Source organism: Amycolatopsis sp. NPDC114484 (assembly GCF_055633755.1).
This window is the reverse complement of sequence record NZ_JBVKDQ010000002.1, coordinates 437631-457232: the sequence shown is the minus strand read 5'-3', so window position 1 is coordinate 457232 and position 19602 is coordinate 437631. Positions and strand designations below refer to the sequence as shown.

At 70.3% G+C, this 19602-nt stretch carries 16 protein-coding genes; 5 read left to right on the top strand and 11 right to left on the bottom strand.

From position 1 onward, the window contains the following. Positions 1 to 249 precede the first annotated feature (249 nt). Both ACZ7SW_RS08100 and ACZ7SW_RS08095 read right to left on the bottom strand, forming a co-directional pair. Positions 250 to 1326 (bottom strand): GDSL-type esterase/lipase family protein, encoded by a 1077-nt coding sequence (locus tag ACZ7SW_RS08100; protein WP_470229670.1) that lies wholly within the window; start codon positions 1324 to 1326, stop codon positions 250 to 252. Between the two features lie 102 nt (positions 1327 to 1428). Beyond that, positions 1429 to 2862, bottom strand: a complete 1434-nt coding sequence (locus ACZ7SW_RS08095; protein WP_470229669.1) for an amidase — start codon at positions 2860 to 2862, stop codon at positions 1429 to 1431. A 114-nt stretch (positions 2863 to 2976) separates the two neighbouring features. Between ACZ7SW_RS08095 and ACZ7SW_RS08090 the strand changes: the two genes are divergently transcribed. Beyond that, a complete protein-coding gene (locus ACZ7SW_RS08090) occupies positions 2977 to 3579 on the top strand; it encodes a TetR/AcrR family transcriptional regulator (RefSeq protein WP_470229668.1) in 603 nt (200 codons plus the stop codon). Here the strand turns inward: ACZ7SW_RS08090 and ACZ7SW_RS08085 are convergent. The 5 genes from ACZ7SW_RS08085 to ACZ7SW_RS08065 are packed head-to-tail and all read right to left on the bottom strand — an operon-like array spanning position 3557 to position 7549. After that, complete coding sequence (locus ACZ7SW_RS08085; RefSeq protein WP_470229667.1) at positions 3557 to 4822, bottom strand: RNA polymerase sigma factor; 1266 nt, start codon at positions 4820 to 4822, stop codon at positions 3557 to 3559. The two genes, ACZ7SW_RS08090 and ACZ7SW_RS08085, sit on opposite strands and share 23 nt — an antisense overlap. After that, the gene (locus ACZ7SW_RS08080) at positions 4762 to 5100 is read right to left on the bottom strand and encodes a YciI family protein (RefSeq protein ID WP_470229666.1); all 339 of its coding nucleotides are present in this window, start codon (positions 5098 to 5100) and stop codon (positions 4762 to 4764) included. Before ACZ7SW_RS08080 ends, ACZ7SW_RS08085 begins: the two co-directional genes overlap by 61 nt. Before the next feature lie 15 nt (positions 5101 to 5115). Beyond that, a complete protein-coding gene (locus tag ACZ7SW_RS08075) occupies positions 5116 to 5826 on the bottom strand; it encodes an SDR family oxidoreductase (RefSeq protein WP_470229665.1) in 711 nt (236 codons plus the stop codon). Further along, positions 5823 to 6677 carry an oxidoreductase gene (locus ACZ7SW_RS08070; RefSeq protein WP_470229664.1) on the bottom strand — a complete coding sequence of 285 codons (855 nt, stop codon included), beginning with the start codon at positions 6675 to 6677 and terminating at the stop codon, positions 5823 to 5825. The genes ACZ7SW_RS08075 and ACZ7SW_RS08070 overlap by 4 nt, the downstream gene beginning before the upstream one ends. A 41-nt stretch (positions 6678 to 6718) precedes the next feature. Then, positions 6719 to 7549, bottom strand: coding sequence for a helix-turn-helix transcriptional regulator (locus tag ACZ7SW_RS08065; RefSeq protein WP_470229663.1), 831 nt, complete (start codon positions 7547 to 7549; stop codon positions 6719 to 6721). A 215-nt stretch (positions 7550 to 7764) separates the two neighbouring features. On the opposite strand from ACZ7SW_RS08065, the gene ACZ7SW_RS08060 reads away from it, so the two are divergent. Next, complete coding sequence (locus ACZ7SW_RS08060) at positions 7765 to 8655, top strand: glycoside hydrolase family 16 protein (protein WP_470229662.1); 891 nt, start codon at positions 7765 to 7767, stop codon at positions 8653 to 8655. Here the strand turns inward: ACZ7SW_RS08060 and ACZ7SW_RS08055 are convergent. Beyond that, the gene (locus ACZ7SW_RS08055) at positions 8642 to 8854 is read right to left on the bottom strand and encodes a hypothetical protein (RefSeq protein ID WP_470229661.1); all 213 of its coding nucleotides are present in this window, start codon (positions 8852 to 8854) and stop codon (positions 8642 to 8644) included. The two genes, ACZ7SW_RS08060 and ACZ7SW_RS08055, sit on opposite strands and share 14 nt — an antisense overlap. 53 nt (positions 8855 to 8907) lie before the next feature. Then, positions 8908 to 9219 carry a hypothetical protein gene (locus tag ACZ7SW_RS08050; protein ID WP_470229660.1) on the bottom strand — a complete coding sequence of 104 codons (312 nt, stop codon included), beginning with the start codon at positions 9217 to 9219 and terminating at the stop codon, positions 8908 to 8910. Positions 9220 to 9331: 112 nt separating this feature from the next. On the opposite strand from ACZ7SW_RS08050, the gene ACZ7SW_RS08045 reads away from it, so the two are divergent. After that, complete coding sequence (locus ACZ7SW_RS08045) at positions 9332 to 14824, top strand: RHS repeat-associated core domain-containing protein (protein ID WP_470229659.1); 5493 nt, start codon at positions 9332 to 9334, stop codon at positions 14822 to 14824. Positions 14825 to 14832: 8 nt separating this feature from the next. On the opposite strand, the gene ACZ7SW_RS08040 is transcribed toward ACZ7SW_RS08045, so the two are convergent. Continuing rightward, positions 14833 to 15729: a LysR family transcriptional regulator gene (locus tag ACZ7SW_RS08040; protein ID WP_470229658.1), complete on the bottom strand. Its 897-nt coding sequence runs from the start codon at positions 15727 to 15729 to the stop codon at positions 14833 to 14835. A gap of 98 nt (positions 15730 to 15827) precedes the next feature. On the opposite strand from ACZ7SW_RS08040, the gene ACZ7SW_RS08035 reads away from it, so the two are divergent. Continuing rightward, positions 15828 to 16670 carry an oxidoreductase gene (locus ACZ7SW_RS08035; protein WP_470229657.1) on the top strand — a complete coding sequence of 281 codons (843 nt, stop codon included), beginning with the start codon at positions 15828 to 15830 and terminating at the stop codon, positions 16668 to 16670. A 39-nt stretch (positions 16671 to 16709) separates the two neighbouring features. Here the strand turns inward: ACZ7SW_RS08035 and ACZ7SW_RS08030 are convergent, their stop codons facing one another. Continuing rightward, entirely contained in the window at positions 16710 to 18521 is a 1812-nt protein-coding gene (locus ACZ7SW_RS08030; RefSeq protein WP_470229656.1) for a hypothetical protein, read from the bottom strand. A gap of 295 nt (positions 18522 to 18816) precedes the next feature. Here ACZ7SW_RS08030 and ACZ7SW_RS08025 point away from each other — a divergent pair, with 295 nt between their 5' ends. Beyond that, a complete protein-coding gene (locus ACZ7SW_RS08025) occupies positions 18817 to 19593 on the top strand; it encodes a lysozyme (protein ID WP_470229926.1) in 777 nt (258 codons plus the stop codon). Positions 19594 to 19602: the final 9 nt, after the last annotated feature.

The window sequence follows — 19602 nt, the reverse complement described above, 5'->3', positions numbered from 1 at the left end:
AAAAAAAAAAGGGAGGGGGAGGGGGCCAAGAGGGGAAAAGCCCCCCCAAACCCCCCCCCCCGCGCCGCGTTTTTGGCTTCGTATCGGGGTGCGGGGCCGGGTGTGGCTGCGCTGGTGGGTTGGGTGCGTCGGTTGCGGTTTGGTGGGTGGGGCGCGGGTCGTGAGGGGAACCCTGGGGGAATCAGGGGCTGTGAAGGTGGCCTTCACGGGGGAGGCTGCCGGGGGCCGGGGTGAGTGGCGCGCGGGGAGTCAGCTGACTGGTTCGGGGACGGCGTGGAGTTTTCCGTCGGGGGCGGTCAGGCAGGAGGCGTTGCCTTGTTGCGTGGTGAGGAAGTCCGTCAGGCAGTCGGCGATCGCGGCGTGTCCGGCGGCGTTGGGGTGGAAGGATTCCTGCAGTGCGTGGCTCGCCCGGTCGATCTGGGCGAGGTCGTTCAGGTGCAGGGTGAGCCTGGTGAACCATTCTGATGCCGGGTTCGGGCCGCCGGAGCAGGCTTCGTGGTTTTCGCCTGCTCGGGCCAGGTCCAGGAAGCGGGCGCCGGATTGTGCGGCGGCTTGTTTGATGCCTGCGGAAAGCGTGCTGATCCCGGTGGACGAAATCCACTGCAGGTCGTCGGTGCGGAAGGGGCAGCCGTTGAGGCTTTGCAGGTCTTGCGGGATGTTCGGGCCGACTGGGGTCGCGTAGGATTGGAGCACCAGTTGGTAATCCGCGGGGACGTATCCGGCGTCGGCCAGTACCTTTTTCACGTCGCCTACCGCGTTTGCCGCTTTGGGCACCATCGCGTCCACTTTGGACTTCCAGGTTTCCTTGAGGGCGACGTTGCAGGACGGGCCGCCTGCGGAGAACCAGGCTTTGAAGCATTCGCTCACTTGCGCGGAGAACTTCGGGTCGTCGTTCGCGCCCACGGCGATCACCACCGCGGAGACCCGGTGGTCTTTCACCACGTCGGCCAGCTGTGCGGCTTGGGAGCGTTCGCCCCACTGTTTGGCCTCGCCCAGCGCGACCTGCGCGGCGGGGGCGCCTGAGCAAGCCAGGTTGACCCGGGCGGAGACACCGGGGATACGGACCTTTTGCACGAACGCGGCCGACGAGCGGTGGCACCAGTCGCCGTTCTTGCCGTCCGTGTCGGGGGTGTAGGCGCCGGCGCCTTCGCCGGACACGGTGCTGTCGCCGAGCGAGACGATGGTCAGCGGGCCGCGGCCGGGCGGGCCTTGGCGCGGAAACGGCTGGCCTGGGCGGCTCTCGGTGCCGAAAAAGACGAAAAAGCCCACGAGGACAGCTACGCAGGCGAGGACCAGCGCCCCCCACCACCACCGGAATCGTCGCATCGCCCGCCAAGTCTAGCGAGAACCTGGACGGGCCCGTCGGGGTTCGCGGCAGCTGGGACGCGGGTCACCGCCGGGCCAGCTGTCCACTGTGGACTCAACGGGTCATTCGCCCGCCCAGACCGGGGGCTTGCGGTGGGTCCACGGGGCGGCCTGTTCGAGCTGTCCGGCCAGGCGGAACAGCAGGTCTTCGCGGCCGAAGGCGGCGGTGAACTGCATGCCGATCGGGAGACCCGCGTCCGCGGCCAGGGGGACGGACATCGACGGGACGCCCGAGACGTTGGCGGCGGCGGTGTAGGGCGAGCGGTCGAGGAGGCGGTCGAGCCAGCCCAGGCCGTCCAGGTGGCCGGCGCCCTCGCCGTAGACGCCGAGCGGGACGGGCGGCTCCGGCAGGGTGGGGGAGAGCAGGAGATCGTAGCGGGCGAAGTGCCGGGCGAAGGTTCGGGAGACCTGGTTGCGGATGGCCAGGGCACGGATGAGCTCGTCGGCGGTGACCTGGTGGCCGTAGCGGTAGCTGGCGAGAGTGATCGGTTCCAGGGTGGTCTCGTCGACCGGGCGGCCGGTCGCGGCGGCGATGCCGTCGATCCACGGGGCCAGGTTGGCGGTCCACATCCGGGCGTTGCCGAGGACGAATTCTTCCCAGGAGACGCCGAGATCCAGCGGGGTCTCTTCGACCTCGTGGCCCAGGGATTCCAGCAGGCGCACGGTTTCGGTCAGGGCGGCGGAGACCGGCGCGGTCGGCTGTCGGCCGCCCCAAGGGTTGCGCAGGACTGCTACCCGCAGGCGGCCTGGGGGCAGTTGGGCTTCCGTGGCGTAGGGGAGGTCCGGTCGGGCGGCGAAGTACGGGTCGCCGGGTTCAGGGCCTTCGATCAGGTCCAGCAGGACGGCGCTGTCGCGGACGGTCCGGCTCAGGCTGCCCTGTACGGCTAGTCCGTTGAAGACCTCGTCGGCGCCCGGGCCTTGCGAAACCCGGCCTCGGGTCGGCTTCAGGCCGAACAATCCGTTGCTGGAAGCGGGAACTCGGATGGAACCCGCGGCGTCGGTGGCGTGCGCGGCGGGGACGATTCCGGCGGCGACCGCGGCTCCGGAGCCGCCGCTGGAGCCGCCTGCGCTCCGGTCGAGGGACCACGGGTTGCGGGTCGTGCCGTAGAACTCCGGTTCGGTCGTGGTGCTGTAGGCCATTTCCGGAGTGGTCGTGCGGCCGATCGTCACCAAGCCCGCCTGGCGGAAGCGGCGCATGAGGTACGAGTCTTCGGCGGACACGGCGCCTGCGGCCAAGCGGCTGCCCAGTTCGCTGCGCTTGCCTGCCATGGTGACGCCCAGGTCTTTGATCAGGAACGGCACGCCTGCGAGCGGGGCGGAGCCAGGGGCCGGGGTGTCCTCGGGCGGCCAGGTTTCGACTACCGCGTTGATCTGCGGATTGACAGCCTCGACAGCCCGCGCGGCCGCGTCGGCGACCTCGGCCGCCGTTACCTCGCCTCGGGCGATCAGGTCCGCCAGGGCGACCGCGTCGCAGCTCGCGTATTCGGAGATTTTCACCAGAAGGCCCTTCATGAGACTTATGCGTATCGAATGATACCGAGTGGTATCACGGGGGACGGTTGTGTACCGTAGCTCGTGCCGAACCGCATTGCCAGCCCCGAGGACGGATTGATGACGAGCACCTCCGACCGGCGGCCGACGAGGGTCGCGACGTTGCCGCCTCGCGAGCGGATCCTCGACGCGGCCGAGGAGCTCTTCCTCAACGAGGGCGTGGTGCGCGTCGGCGTCCAGGCGATCGCGGACCGCGCCGGGACCACGAAGATGGCGATCTACCGGCACTTCGGCACCAAGGACGCGCTCATCGCGGAGTGGCTGCGGATCGTCGTGCACGACTACTCCGCGGCCTTCGACGCCGCCGAGCAGGAGCATCCGGGCGATTTCGCGGAGCAGATCCGCGCGGTGGGGCGGTTCATCGTCGACGGGCTGCCCGAGTTCTCCCACCGCGGCTGCCCGTTCACGAACTCCGTCGCCGAACTGCCCGACCCGGACCATCCCGCGCGGCGGCTGATCAGCGAGCACAAGACCCGTCAGTTCGCCAGGCTCCGGGCGATGTGCGCGGGCCTCGGCCTGCCCGATCCGGAACTGGGCGCGGCGGAGCTGACGTTCGCGATGGAAGGGGCGCAGATCGCGGTGCAGAACGGCGGCGTCGAGAACGTCGGCGCGCACCTGACGAAGATCGTCGAAGGAGTGATCAGTCGCGGGAAGCCGGACTGAGGGCGGCGCGTTTGCGTTGCAGGAGAAGGCGTTCGGCCTCGTTGGCGACCAGGCGGAGGGCTTCGTCGTAGGCCTCGGCGGCGTCGGCGGTCCGGCCCAGCCGGGCGAGCAGGTCGGCCCGGACGGCGTGGAACAGGTGCCGGCTGCCGAGGTCCAGACTGTCCACAATGGTCAGTGCGACGGCCGGGCCTTCGACCTCGGCGACCGCGACGGCGCGGTTCAGCGCGACGACCGGAGTCGGGGCCAGGGCGAGCAGCTGGTCGTAGAGGGCGAGGATCTGGGTCCAGTCGGTGCCGTCGCTGTGCACGGCGTTGATCGCGGCCTGGATCTGGTACGGCCCGGGGCGGTCGAGCCGCAGGCACTGGCGGACCAGGTCTTGGCCCTCGGCGATCAAGGTCCAGTCCCAGCGGTCGCGGTCCTGGTCGGGCAGCAGCACCGGGATCCCGTCGGCGTCGAGCCGGGCCGCGCGGCGGGATTCGGTGAGCAGCTGCAGCGCGAGCAAGCCCAGCACTTCGGGTTCGCCGGGCAGCAGCGCGGCCAGGATCCGGGTCAGGCGGATCGCCTCCGCGGCCAAGTCCGGCCGCGTGAGGTCCGGGCCGGTGCTGGCGGTGTGGCCTTCGGTGAAGATCAAGTACAGCACCGCGAGGACGGCGTTGAGCCGCTCCGGGAGGTCGGCGGCGGCGGGCACGCGGTAGGGGATCCGGGCGTCGCGGATCTTGGCTTTCGCGCGCACCAGCCGTTGCGCCAGCGTGGGTTCCGGCAGGAGGAACGCGTGCGCGATCTCGGCGGTGGTGAGCCCGCCCAGCAACCGCAGGGTGAGGGCGACCCGGGCGGCCGTGCCGAGCGCGGGATGGCAGCAGGTGAAGATCAGCCGCAAGCGTTCGTCGGGGACCGCGCCTTCGTCGAACGGTTCGGCGGCGTGCAGGAGCGCGGCTTGCGCGTGCCGGGCGGCGCGGGTGGATTCGCGGCGGAGCCGGTCGATTCCGCGGTTGCGGGCGGTGGTGACGAGCCAGCCCGCGGGACTGGGCGGAAGTCCTTCGGAACGCCATTTCACGGTGGCGATCGCGCACGCCTCCTGGACCGCGTCCTCGGCGAGGCCGAGATCGCCGAAGACGCGGGCCAGCACCGCGACCGCGCGGCCGTGCTCGGCGCGGAAGATCCGCTCGAGCACGGCCGTCGAGATCAATGGAACTGCCGGACTTCCACCGGCAGCGTGGTGATTTCCGAGATCCGCCGCGCCCATTCGGTCGCCGCCTCCGGGTCGGGCGCGGTCACGACGGTGAAGCCGCCCAGGTGTTCCTTGCCCTCGGCGAACGGCCCGTCGGTGTACAGGACGTCCTCGCCGGAAGCGCGGACGACTCGAGCGGCGGGCGCCGGATGCAGCCCGCCGGAGAACACCCAGACGCCGGTCGCTTTCATCTCGTCGGTCACCGCGTCGAGGCGCGCGGCGATGTCCGCCAGCACCTCGGGTTCCGGGGTCCCGCTGTCGGGCTGATAGATCCCGAGCAGGTACTGCGGCATGCGCGCCTCCTTCGCTCAGCGTTGCCGGGCCGGGCGCACGATCATCTCGCTGACGTCGACGTCGGCCGGCTGGTCGAGAGCGTAGGCGATGGCGTCGCCGATCGCTTTCGGTTCGATCGCGTCCTTGCGGTAGATCCGCATGACCTCCTGCGTCTCCGGATCGCTGATCGTGTCCGCCAGCTCGGAGGTCACGACGCCGGGGGAGACCGTGGTGACGCGGATCGACGGGTCGCACTCCAGCCGCAGGCCCTCGGTGATCGCCCACGCCGCGTATTTCGTCCCGCAGTACACCGCCGCGGTGGGCGTGACCTGGTACGCGCCGATCGACGCGACAGTCACGAAGTGGCCGCGGCGCTGGCGGGTGAAATGCGGCAGCGCGGCGGCGATGCCGTGCAGCAGGCCCCGGACGTTGACGTCGATCATCTGGTCCCATTCCTCGACCAGCCCGGCGTCCAATCGGGACAGCGGCATCACGCCGGCGTTCGCGATGAACGCGTCGATCTCGCCGTGGTCGCGCACCGCGCGGTCGACGAACTCGGCGACGTCGGCGCGGTCGGTCACGTCGAGGCGGTGGACTTCGATGCCGTCCGCGCTGGCGGCGAGCTCGGCCAGGCGGTCTTCGCGGCGCGCTCCGGCGATCACGTGCCAGCCGCCGGCGGCGAGCCGGCGGGCGGTGGCTTCGCCGATGCCGCTGCTGGCACCGGTGATCAGGGCGATCTTGCTCATTCGGATTCCTTCGGGAAGTCGGCGGACAGCGTGACGTCGCGCCAGTTGTCGAACGTTTTGCGGAGGGTGTCGAGGCGGGCGGTGGCGATGTCGTAGGCCGCTTGCCCGAGCAGCAGGCGCAGCGGCGGTTCGGGGGAGGTGACGGCGTCGATGACCGCGGTCGCGGCGCGGTCCGGGTCGCCGGGCTGCTTGCCGTAGGTGGCGAGCGTCGAGGTCCGGCGCGCGCCCGCGGTGTCGGCGTAGTCGTCGATGCGGATGGCGGATTCCCGCATGGACGGGCCCGACCAGTTGGTGCGGAACGCGGCCGGTTCGACGATCGTGACACCGATGCCGAGCGGTCCGACCTCGGCGGCGAGCGACTCGCTGAAGCCTTCGACGGCGAACTTCGTGGCGTGGTAGTAGCCGGTCGCGCCGAAGGCGGCCAGGCCGCCGAGCGACGAGACCGAAACGACGTGGCCGCTTCGCCGCGCCCGCATCCCCGGCAGGGCGGCGCGGGTGAGCGCCATCAGGCCGAAGACGTTGGCCTCGAACAACGCGCGGATCTCGGCGTCCTCGCCCTCTTCGGCGGCGGCGAGGTAGCCGTAGCCTGCGTTGTTGACGAGCACGTCGATCTGGCCGAAGGCGCGGTGCGCCTCGGCGACCGCGGCGGTGATCTGCTGCTGGTCGGTGACGTCGAGCGCGACCGGGACCGCGCGGCCGGGATACGCGGCGACGAGGTCCGCGACGCGTTCCGGATCGCGGGCCGTCACGACCGCGCGCAGGCCGCGTTCGAGGACGGCGGTCGCGAGCGCGCGGCCGAGACCGGTGGAACATCCGGTGATGAACCAGACGGGTTCAGTGTTTTCAGACATGGAACTACCCCTGAAGGAATTCGGAAATCGCGGAAAAAGCGTCAGCGGCGCGGACGGTCGCCGGCGGCGAGACTGCCCAGCAGCCCCAGCGCGGCCTCCGACGGACTGCCCGGATCCGCTTGGTACACCACGAGTTGCTGGCCGGGAGCGCTGTTCACGGTCATCGATTCGTAGTGCAGGCTGAGCATCCCGACGAGCGGATGCCGGAACCGTTTCGTCTCGTGCGTTTTCTGCCGGAGGTCGTGGCGCGCCCACAACCGGCGGAAATCGGCGCTCTTGAGCGACAATTCGCCGACCGCCTCGATCAGGAGCGGATCGTCCAGGTCGGCGCCCGCCGCCGACCGCAGGCCGCCAACGGTGTTGACCGCGACCCGCTCCCAATCCGGATAGAAGTCCCGGGCTCCGGGATCGAGGAACACCAGCCGCAGCAGGTCGCCGCTGTATTCGTGCCCGCCGAACAGTGCTTCGCCGAGCAGATTCGACGCGAGCACGGTCATGCACCGGCCGAGCACGACCGCGGGCGTCCGCGGCCACGCGTCCATCAGCTGCACCAGCCGCGGGCTGACGCGCTCCTTCGCCGGGCGCCGCCTCGGCCGCTTCGGCCGGGCCAGCGAATGCAGGTGGGCGAGCGCCTCGTCGTCGAGTCGCAGCGCCCGGCCGAGCGCGTCGACGACCTGCGCCGACGGCGTGCGCTCCCGGCCCTGCTCAAGCCGCACGTAGTAGTCGGTGCTCACCCCGGCCAGCTGCGCGACCTCCTCCCGGCGCAGGCCGCTGACCCGGCGCCGGGTGTCGCCGAGCACGTCCGCGTCCGCCGGGGCGGTGGTGCCGCGCCGGGCCCGCAGGAACTCGCCGAGGAGGTTGCTGTCGCTCATGGGACCAGGCTAGATCGGCAGCGGCGGCCGCGGGGGACGCAAAGGGGGTGTGGTTCTCCCACCCTCGCGGTACCCCGGCGCGCAGTGGTTCAAACCTTTCCGGGCCCGCTCTGCCCGCGCGCACCGGTGCCGCGGAACCGGCAGGCAGACTGTTTTGACTGGTCAACGGCGGCGGCCGACCCTGCTGAGACCACCCCTCGACCGGAAGGCGAACCATGCGCCGAACCCCGCTCATCCTGGCCGCCGTGGCCGCCGTGTCGATGGCCGCCGCGCCCGCGCAGGCAGCCGAAACCTGGACCACGGTGTTCGAGGACACCTTCGACGGCCCCGCCGGCACCGGTCTCGACCCGCAGAACTGGCTCTACGACAAGGGAACCGGCTACCCCGGCGGCGCGGCGAACTGGGGGACCGGGGAGATCGAGACGTCGACCGACTCGACGGACAACGTCTACCACGACGGAGCCGGGCACCTGGTGATCAAGCCGCTGCGGGACGCGAACGGCGCGTGGACGTCCGGCCGGATCGAAACCCAGCGCACCGATTTCGGCGCACCGGCGGGAGGGCAGATGGAGATGAGCGCGACGATCCAGCAGCCGGATCCCGAGCACGGCCTCGGCTACTGGCCCGCGTTCTGGGCGATGGGCGCGGACGCGCGACCGGTCGGCGCGACGAACTGGCCGAGCATCGGCGAACTGGACATCATGGAGAACGTGAACGCGCTGGACAAGCATTCCAGCACGTTCCACTGTGGACAGTGGGCGGGGGAGTGCCACGATCCGGACGGGATCAGCAGCGATCTGCTGGACTGCGGCGGCTGCAAGACCGGGTACCACACGTATTCGGTGGTGGTCGACCGCCGGGACGCGGCCGCCGAAGAGCTGCGGTTCTCCTTGGACGGCAAGGAAACCTTCGCGGTGAAGCAGAACCAGGTGTCCGACGCCACGTGGAAGGCGGCGGTGGATCACGGGTTCTTCGCGATCTTCGACGTGGCGATCGGCGGGTCCTATCCGAACAAGGTGTGCGGGTGCACCAGCCCGGGCGCGGACATCACGCCGGGGGCGGGGATGAGCATCGACGCGTTTTCGGTGAAGGTCAGCGAAAGCTGACCTTCGGCCGCGGATCGATCCGGACGCGGCCGAGCCGCGGCGTGGACCACTGGACGCGCTCGGCCGCGGCGGGATCGGTGAAGACCAGCACTGACTCGTCGAGCCGGATGAACGACAGCACGGTCCCGGATTCCACCAACTCGCCCGCGACCAGCACCAGCGGCTGGCCGCCGACACGCAGATCGACTTCGGCGAGCACGCCTTCTTCAGCGAAGACAACTACGTCCTCGACCCGGCCGGTCGGAAGTTCGCTCAGCGCCGTCCAGCGATAGATGCCGTCCGCCTCTCCCGGTTCTCGAGCCGGGGATCCGGACGGCGTTGCGGCCGCAACCCGAACAGGTCGTCGTCTTGGTACGTGCCGATCCTCAGCGCGCGGCCATCGTCCAGATACGCCTGCATGCCCCACAACTGCAGGCAGGGCACCGCCGGATCGGTGAACTGGGGACCGCCGTCCGGGCCGTATTCCCGCAGTGCCATCTCCACGCCCGCCCACGACTCGATGCGCCTGCCGCGCAGCGAGTCGAAATCCTGCGCCCGCTCGACCATCCACTCGGCGTACGTCACCGCGGCAGTATCTCGGAACGGCAGCCCGTGCTCCGCAGGTCAAGGCTGCTGCGCGCAGTCCCGGAACCCGGTAGGTACCGTGATCAACGCAGCAGCGGGCGGAGGGAACAACGTGAGCAATCCATTGGTGGCGCCGGTGAAGGAGACCTCGGCGATGGCCGGGGTCCCGTTGCTGGAGGACGCCACCGGGCTCAAGGACGCGATCGAGAGCAAGAACTGGGCCGCGGTCGCGATCGGGGCCGTCGGCACCGCGCTCGACGTTCTCACCGCCGTCATGGACCCGTTCGGCGCGATCTTCGCCGCGGGCGTCGGGTGGCTGATGGAGCACGTCGGCCCGCTCAAGCAAGCCCTCGACGCGCTCACCGGCAACGCCGACCAGATCAGCTCGCAGGCGCAGACCTGGACCAACGTCGCGAAGGAACTCGAAGGCGTCTCCGCCGACCTCGGCGACCTCGTCAAGAAAGACCTCGAGAGCTGGCAGGGCGAGGCCGCCGACAGCTACCGCAAGCGGGCCGGGGACACCTCCGCCCTGATCGCCAGCGCCCAGAAGGGTTCCGAGGGCGCGGCCAGCGGCGTCAAGACCGCGGGCGAGATCGTCGCGGCGGTCCGGTCGCTGGTGCGGGACACGATCGCGGATCTGGTCGGGCACCTGATCTCCTGGGCGCTGCAGGTCCTGCTCACCGCCGGGATCGGGATGGCCTGGGTGGGCCCGCAGGTCGCCGCGGCGGTCGCGAAGACCGCGTCCAAGATCACCCAGATCACCACCAAGCTGGTCAAAGCCTTCAAGGCGCTCATCCCGCTGCTGAAGAAGGCCGGGACGCTGTTCGAGGACGCCGGGAAGGCGTTGAAGGGGCTCAAGGGCGGCAAGAACGCTCCCACGCACACGCCCAAGGACATCAACGTCAAATCCGAGGGCGGCGGCACCCGGTCGAACCCCGGCGGCAACGACAGCACGCACGCCTCCGGAGCCGAAGGAAGCGGCGGGCATCACGGAAATACCGGCAATACCCACTCCAGCGGTTCCGAAGGCGGTGGCAGCCCGGACGGCGGGCACCAAGGCGGCCAGGGCGGCTCCGGATCGCACGAGACCGGCGGCAACGAAGTACACACGTCCTCGACGCAGCAGCCGAGGGGCAACCAGAGCCAGAACCCCGCCGAACACCACACCGACCCCAAAGAGATCAGGGACTGCGGCGACCCGATCGACGTCGCCACCGGCGCGGTGTTCCTCGTCCAAGAGGACCTGCGCCTGCCGGGAATGCTGCCGCTGACGGTGGAACGGACCCACCGCTCGTCCTACCGCTCCGGCGGGTTCTTCGGCCCCACCTGGTCCTCCACGCTGGACGAACGGCTCGAGATCCGCGATGACGGCCTGCACTACGCAGCCCCGAACGGCGTGCTGGTCCGCTTCCCTTTCCCACGCGGCATCGAGGCCGTGGCGACTGACGACGGGCCGTACCTCGCGCTGCGCCGGATCACCACCGGGTTCATCGTCGGCGACCCGCAGAGCAGCGTCATCCGCTACTTCACCGGCGACGCCGACGACCGCACCCTCCGCCTGCACGCCTTGGCCGACAGCTCGGGCAACTGGATCGTCTTCCGCTACGAGGACGGCGTGCCGGTGGCGCTGGAGCACTCCGGCGGCTACCGGGTCACGATCGACTCGGCGGACGGGCTGGTCACCGCGTTGCGCGTGCCGGCCGCGCCGGTGGCGCTCCGGGAGTACCGCTACGACTCCGCCCGGCGGCTCGTCGAGGTCGTCGACGCGGTCGGCACCTCGCACAAGTTCCGCTACGACGCCGACGGCCGGATGGTGCGCTGGGACGACGTCAACGGCCGCTGGTATGGCTACCAGTACGACAGTGCCGGCCGGTGCGTGCGCGCCCGGGGCGACGGCGGCTACCTCGACACCGAGCTGTCCTACGACCGGGAGAACCTGGTCACCACAGTCACCGACTCCCTCGGCGCGGTCCGCCGCTTCCAGCTCAACGAACAGCTGAAGGTCGTCGCCGAGACCGACCCGCTCGGCAACACCTCGACCACCGAATACGACGAATACGGCCGGGTCACCGCAAGCGTCAACGCGCTCGGCCACGCCACCCGCTGGGAGTACGACGTCCTCGGCAACGTCGTCGCGGTCACCCGCCCGGACGGCACGCGGCTGGCGAACGAGTACGACGAGCGCGGCCTGCCGATCTCGACGACCGGTCCAGCCGGTGACGTCTGGCGCTACGAGTACGACGAACAAGGCAACCTGGTCAAGGAAATCGATCCGGCGGGCGGCGTCACGGCCTACACCTACGACCCGGTCACCGGAGCGGTGGCGACGCGGACCGACGCGCTCGGCGGCGTCACCCGGATCGAGTCCGACGCGGCCGGTCTGCCCACGACGATCACCGCTCCCGACGGCGCGGTGACCCGGTACGGCTACGACGCGCTCGGCGGGATCGTCTCGATCACCGGCCCCACCGGCGCGTTCGTGGAACGGGTGCGCAACGCGGCCGGCGATCTGGTGCAGCAGCGCAACGCCGACGGCACGGTCAGCAAATTCGGTTTCAAGGCGGTCGGCAACGTCGAGGAGTCGGTCGACCCTCGCGGCGGCGTGCACCGGGTCGAGTACGGCGCGTTCGGCCTGCCGGTGTCCGAACAGGACCCGGACGGCGGCGTCCGGCGCTTCGGCTACGACACCGAACTGCGGCTCACGACGGTGACGAACGAACGCGGTCTCGTCTGGCGCTACGAGTACGACCAGGCGGGCCGGGTCGTCGCGGAGACCGACTACAACGGCCGGGTCCTCCGCTACGGCTACGACGCGGCCGGGCAGCTCGTCCGCCGGGTCAACGCGGCCGGACAGGCGATCGCGCTCGAATACGACGCGCTCGGCAGGCTGGTGCGGCGCACCGCGGACGACGACGTCGCCGAATTCGCCTACGACCACTCGGACCGCATGGTGCTGGCCCGCAACGGCGAGACCGAAGTCCGCTTCGACTACGACGCGACCGGGCAGCTGGTGTCCGAGTCGATCAACGGCCGCGTCGTGCGGTCCCAGTACGACGCGCTCGGCAGGCGGACCGGCCGCCGCACGCCCACCGGGGCGGAATCGTCGGTCGGCTACGACTCCGCGGACCGCCCGACCGCGATCACCACCGCGGGCCGCACGCTGCGGTTCGAGTACGACGCGGCGGGCCAGGAAACGGTGCGCCGGCTCTTCGCCGGGACCTCGCCGGTGGCGGAGCTGCGCCAGCACTGGACCTCGACCGGCAAGCTGCGCGGGCAGACCGTGCTGCGCGGCGAGGAGACGATGCAGCAGCGCGACTACCGCTACCTGCCGGACGGAAACCTTTACGCGACAGGCGATCTGCTGGCCGGGCCGCGTTCGTTCGAGGTCGGCCCCGGCGGCCGGGTCAGCGCGGTCCGGGGCCCGGGCTGGCGGGAAACCTACGGCTACGACGCGGCCGGCGCGCTCACCGAAGCCGGCTGGCCGGGAGACCCGGCCGCGGCGGGCCCCCGGACCTACCGCGGCACCCTGATCGAGTCCGCGGGCGAGACCCGCTACACCCACGACGCCGAGGGCCGGGTCGTGGCGCGGGAACGCCGCGGGCAGCGGTGGGAATACCAGTGGAACTCGGCGAGCAGGCTGACCGGCGTGCGCACCCCGGACGGCACGGTCTGGCGCTACCGCTACGACGCGCTCGGCAGGCGCGTCGCCAAGCAGCGCCTCGACCAGGCCGGCGCGGTGGCCGAGCAGATCGAATTCGCCTGGGACCACTACCAGCCCGCCGAGCAGGTGCACAGCGTCCCCGGCCGCCCGCAGGTCGCGACCGTGTGGGACTGGCTGCCGGACTCCGACGAGGTGCTCGCGCAGACCGAGCGGACGCTCGGCGAACGCCCCGCCGAACGGTTCCACGCCGTCGTCACCGACCTGGCCGGCACGCCCGCCGAACTGCTCGACGGCACCGGCGCGCTGGCCGGGCACCAGCGCACCTCGCTGTGGGGTTCGGTCATGGCGGAGGACGGGACCGCGCGAACCCCGCTGCGATTCCCCGGCCAGTACTACGACCCGGAAACCGGGCTGCACTACAACACGCACCGCTACTACGACCCGGAAACCGGCCGCTACCTCTCGCACGACCCGCTCGGCCTCGGCCCGTCGCCGGACTCGCTGGCCTACGTGGACAACCCGACCGCCATGATCGACCCGCTCGGCCTCACCGCGGCCCCGGTCGGGCCGTGCCCGAAGAAGCTCGCGGAAATGCAGAAGCAGCAGCAACAACAGCAGGCCGCCGCGAACGCCTCGCGAACGAACAACAAACGCAAACGCGGCAACACCGCTTCCGGCCAGCCCCCGGCCAAGAAGGCCGCCAAGGAACCGACGAATCCGCCCGGCACCTACGGCGACCGGAACAAGGAAGCGGCGCGGATCGGCGACGCGCACGGCTACAAGGTCGACGGGCAGCAGACCAACCAGCTCGAGCACGCCGGGCTCCACAAGGCAGCCGCGGAGGACGGCAGCGGCGCCGCGCGGAAGCGTTCCGACGAAAAGGCCCTCGAGAACGCCGGTTTCGGCTATTACGAAAGCCACGACTTCCACCGGATACACCCGGGCACCGGAAGCGGCAAGCAAATGCACACCTCCGGCTTCACCGGCGGGAAGACGCACGACGAGCACCAGCTGACCTATGCCCACGCGCAGCGGCAGGCCTACGAGCGCAAGGACACGTCCGGTGTGCTGCAGCTCAACCAAATGGGCTACTCGCACATGGAGGGCAAGTACACCCGGCCGACCTATCAGGTGCCCGGGCGGCAGCCGCACGACACCTATGTGAGCCCGCAGGACAAGGTCTACCACGGCGACGACCCGAAACACGTCCACCACCCGGACTTCCACGATCCGAAGCACGGCATCCACACCTACGGAACCGACACCAGGCCGGTGCCCGGAAAACAGCACCCGGACGGCTCCGAAGTGCGCGAACGGATCGAAAACACCCCGGAGCAGCGGCAGGCTTCGGCGGATGCGTACAAACAGCGGGCGGAAGACGCGAAGGCCGAACAGGCACGCCGCGACAATCTCAACGAACACCGCAGCGAAATCGAAAACGGCAACGACGCCAAGCTCAAAAAGGAGCTCAAGGACTTCGACGACGAGCAGCGGTGGATGCGCGGGTCCGAGGATTCCTATCACCGGATGGTCGACGAGATGTACGCCGGCGGCAAGGGCATGCCCTACGTCCCGGCACCCGGCTCCAAAGCGCACGCCGACATGACCGCCTCCGGCGATTCGTTCGCGCGGACCGACCCGCTCACCGCGGGCGGCCGGGCCGAGGCGCATTTGGCCTACGAACAGCGCCGGACCGGCGAATACCCCCAGGGATCGGCCGACGAACTGCTCGACAAGTGGGGATTCCAGGCCCCGAAGGACAAGAACGACCCGATGTGGCAGCGCTGGCAGAACGGCGATTACGACCCGCCGGAGCTGCGCGGCCACGACGGGAACACGCCTATTTCGGACGCGAAGCGCGCCGAGATGAAGGAAATGCAGGAAAAAGCGCTCGTGCAGCAAATGCGGACCATGGATCTGGACAAGAACAAAGGGGGACGCTGACGCGCCGGTCAGCCCGCGCCGGAAAGGTCCGTCGTCGCTGCCAGGCGGGTCACCACGTCCAGCAGCGCGGCCGGGCGCGGGCCGTCCGACCGCCATGCCACCACGGTGTGCGCGGACTCGCCCTCCAACGGCACGAACACCACGCCGGTGCGGCGAAGGCTATGGGCGGAGCGGGCTAGCCGGGTCACGCCGACCCCGGCGGCGACCAGCCCCAGCAATCCCTGCACGGTCGCGGTGCGCTGCACCACGTCGGGCGTGAACCCGGCGGCGGCGAAATCGGCGTCGTACTTGCGGTGCCAGGGATCCCACGACGCGCGCGGCGTCAGCACCCAAGGCTCGTCCGAGAGGTCGGCCAAGCGCAGGGACGAACGGTCGGCCAGCCGATGGCCGGAGGGCAGGACCGCGCAGACTTCTTCGGTCAGGAGGGTGTGCGTCTCCAGGCTGTCGACCAGCGGCGGACGGGTGAAGCCAGCGTCGAACCGGCCGTCGCGCAGGCCGTCGACCAGTTCGGCGATCGAGACTTCGGCGGTGGTGACGGTCAGCTCCGGGAGCTGTTCCCGCACCGCGCGCACGACCGGCGGAAGCAAGTAATTCGCCGTGCTGGCAAGGAAAGCCAGCCGCAGGGTGCCGATCTCGCCGCGGACCGCGCGGGAGACTGTCGCGACGGCTTGTTCGGCGCGGGCGAGCACCGCGCGTGCTTCCGGCAGGAAAAGTTCACCGATCGGCGTGAGCCGGGTGCCGCGGGCGTCGCGGTCGAAGAGCGTCGCGCCGAGTTGGCGTTCCAGCACGGTGATCTGCTGCGAGAGCGACTGCTGTGCGAGGTGGAGGGTCGCCGCCGCGCGCGTGAAGCTCGTCGTTTCGGCGACGGCGACGAAGTAGCGCAGCTGCCGCAGCTCAGGGGTCACAGGCTGAGACTGTAGCCCGCCAGCGAACCGGTGTTGGCGGACCCCGGCGGGCGCGCGCCAGGATCGGAGGCGGAAGAAACCACTGGAGGGACTGCTCAATGACCGAGGAAACCGACGGCCGCGTCTGGCTGATCACCGGGTGCTCCAGCGGCTTCGGCCGCGAACTCGCCCAGGCCGCGCTGGCCGCGGGGGACCGGGTCGTCGCGACCGCGCGCAATCCGGAGACGCTCGCCGACCTCGCCGGATCCGGCGGGAACCGCGTGCGCACGGTCGCGCTGGACGTCACCGATCCGGTGCGGATCGACGCCGCGGTGCGGACCGCGCTGGACGCGTTCGGACGGATCGACGTGCTGGTCAACAACGCCGGCCATGGATCGGTAGGCGCGGTCGAGGAACTGACGCTGCCCGACCTGCGCGCGGTGCTGGAAGTGATGTTCTTCGGCGCGGTCGCGATGACCAAGGCCGTCGTGCCGCTGCTGCGGGAACAGGGGAGCGGGACCATCGTGCAGATGAGCTCGATGGGCGGACTGCTCGCGCCGCCCGCGTTCGGGGCCTACTGCGCGGCGAAATTCGCGCTGGAAGGGATGTCCGAGGCGCTCGCGGCGGAAGTGGCGCCGCTCGGGATCAAGGTGCTGATCGTGGAGCCGGGGGCGTTCCGGACGTCGTTCGGCGGCGCGGCGATGCACCGCTCCCAGAAGATCCACGCCTACGCCGAATCGACCGCGGCCACCCGGGGCGCGATCGAGGGGATGGACGGGACCCAGCCCGGCGATCCGGCCAAAGCGGCGGCGGCGATCCTTCGGGCGGTGGACGCGCCTGACGCACCGCTGCGCCTCGCGCTCGGCGGCGACGCGGTGGACGCGATCCGGGGCAAAATCGAGGCCCTGGCCAAGGATCTCGACTCCTGGGAGTCGGTCAGCCGGGCGACCGCGCTGGACTGAAAGCTGGTGGCCGCCCGCGCGGGCGGCCACCAGCTCGGATCACGGATAATTCGGGACGTTGACCGGCTTCGTGCCGTCCGGCGTCACGTCGCCCGTGTCGTTCACGACGTGGGTGATCGTGCCGCGGTGGTTCAGCGACACCGTCAGCAGGCTGTGCAGCTTCACCCCGCCGTTCTGCGGCACCTCGAACGCGTGATAGCTCGAAACCGCCGGGTTGGTGTCGAAGAAGCAGTAGCTGCCCAGGCCCCAAGCCTCGTGCGACGTCACGTCCGGGCCGACCTTGTACGCGGCGTACCCGGCGGTGCCGGGCGCGGAATTCCACGAAGCCTGGTCCGGGACGTCGTACGGCATTTCGTTCTGGAAGAAGATCGTCTTCCCGTTCTGGCCGTTCCACACGACCTGGAACTTCTGGTAATGCTCCACGAACAGGCCGGTCGCGGTCACGTTGTCGCCGTTGACGAGCACGCCGGTGTCGGCGGTGTTCGTGGTCCAGCCGACAGTTCCGTTGTTGCCGTGGTCGGCGCGCCAGGCCCAGACGTGGTCGACGATCGTGTCGTCGCTGTTCACCACCAGGCTGTTGGCCGCCTTGCCCGCCAGATCGCCGCCGACGCGGAAGAACACGTCCTGCAGCGACGTCGGATTCGCTGCGTGGCTCGTGTGCTTCCCGCTTTCGCCGACGGTCAGCAGCGACTGCGAATTCTCCGTTCCCGCGTCGAACAGCAGGCCCTTCAGCCGCACACCGTCCACATCGGACACGTGCATCGCGTCGACGCCGTTGTCCGGGATCAGCGTCGGGTAGCCGATGCCGAGCACAGTCGTGCCCGGGCGGGTCACGTTCAGCGTCTGGTCGAGGTGGTAGGCGCCGGGGGTGAAGAACAGGTTGCAGCCGGAGTCGAGGGAGCTGTTGATGCTCTCTGCCGTGTCGCCGGGTTTGACGACGCGGAACTGGCTCATCGGGACGGAATCACCGGGCGTGCCGCCGTTCGCCCAGCTCGGCCCGGACGCGTTCGTGCGCAGCGACGGAAGGAAAACGCGGTAGTTGCCGCTGCTGTCCACGTACAAGTACGGCACGTCGCGGGACACCGGCGTGGTGTCGAGGGTCGTTTCCGGCGGGTTCGGGAACGAGTTGGCCGGTGCGCCCGTGGTCCCGGAGAAGACCATGTTCCACACGCCGCCGTCCCAGCTGCCCAGCGCCGAATCCCGCGTGTACCACTGCTGCTGCGAAACCGACGCGGCCTGGCCGGACACGCGGGTGTCGGCGACGTAGCCGCCGCTCGCGTAGCCGTAGCTCGCCGGGAACAGCTGCAGCCCGCCCTTGATGTCCATCCGGCGGAACGGCGCGGCCTGCGACACCGCCCAGCGGTCGCTGCCGCTGGAGGGCGTGACGGCCATGTTCTCCGCCGAGCGCCAGAAGTTCTGCAGCGCGGAGCCCTTGTCGGACTCGTTGAAGGCGTCCACGGTGATGTCGCCGTTGATCTGGACGTCGTCGGGACTCTGGCCGAGACCGGCGACGGAGGTGTAGAAGCCGACGTTGTCGTGCACCGAGTAGGCGCCCGGCTTGAACAGGTGCGCGACGCGGCCCGAGGCGAACTGCGCGGTCTGGGTGTCCTTCTGCGCCTCGAAGTCCTTGTCCAGCTGAGCCTGAATGGCCGCCGAGGGCATTCCCGGGTCGAAAACGTGCACGTTCGGCCCGAAATCCGGCTGGTCCGGCTGGCCGCCGCAGCCCGCCTGACCGGACGCTGGGGCCGCGGCGGCGGGGACGGCGAGCCCGGCCGCGGCCAGCAGGGCCAGCATCGTGACGGCCGGGCCACGGGATCGACGCGGTCGTGGTGGTCGATAAGTCCGGTTCACGTCGGGGACACCTCCGCGGTAGGGGATTTACCCACCAGTTTGTGGTCGGCCACAACAAATTAAACGCCCGGCTCCGTGGCGCCGGTCACAACTCGGTCACGGTTGTCTGGACCACCCGCGCGATTCCGGCTATCGGAATCCTGTTCACGTCCGGGTGACGCAGCCAGCCTCGCGCCGCGTCGTGCCGCAAGATGACCTTGGACCTGCCGCCGTGAAGATCGGAGTCTCAGTGACCCGGACAGCAACGGACCAACCCTGGCGGCTCGCTTTCGCCGCCGCCGCGTCGGCTTTGGCGATGGCGTGCGGCGTCGCGACCGCCGGACCGGCCGCCGCCGCGGACTACTCGAAGGCCGGCGAGAATGTTGCCGGTTCACAAATTCTGCGGCACGAGGGCGTGCGAACCGGGAGCCCGCGGCTCGACCCGGCGACCGGACAGACCCTCGGCCACGACGTGAGCGGCCACCAGGGCGCGGTCGACTGGGGCCAGGCCACCGGCGCGGGCGCCCGGTTCGCCTACGTCAAGGCGACCGAGGGCACCGGATTCGTGAGCCCGCAGTTCGGCCAGCAGTACAACGGCGCGCACGACGCGGGCCTCATCCGCGGTGCCTACCACTTCGCCCGCCCGGACGTCTCCAGCGGCGCGGAGCAAGCCGACTACTTCATCGCCCACGGCGGCGCGTGGCGCGGCGGCGGCACGACGCTGCCGGGCGCGCTCGACATCGAGTACAACCCGTACGGCGACGCCTGCTACGGCAAAAGCCAGGCCGACATGACCGCGTGGATCGCCGACTTCACCCACCGGTACCTGGCGAAACAGCGGCGCAGCGCGATCATCTACACCTCGACGTCGTGGTGGAAGCTCTGCACCGGCAACGCGGGCGGATTCGGCGACACCAACCCGCTGTGGCTCGCCCGGTACGCCCCGGAGGTCGGCGAGCTCCCGGCGGGCTGGGACAAGCAGAGCATCTGGCAGTTCTCGCGCACCGGCAGCCTGCCCGGCGACCAGAACTACTACAACGGGCCGATGAACCGCGTCGAGGCGCTCGCCAGGGGAGGCGGTTCGTCGGCGTGATCGCCGGAA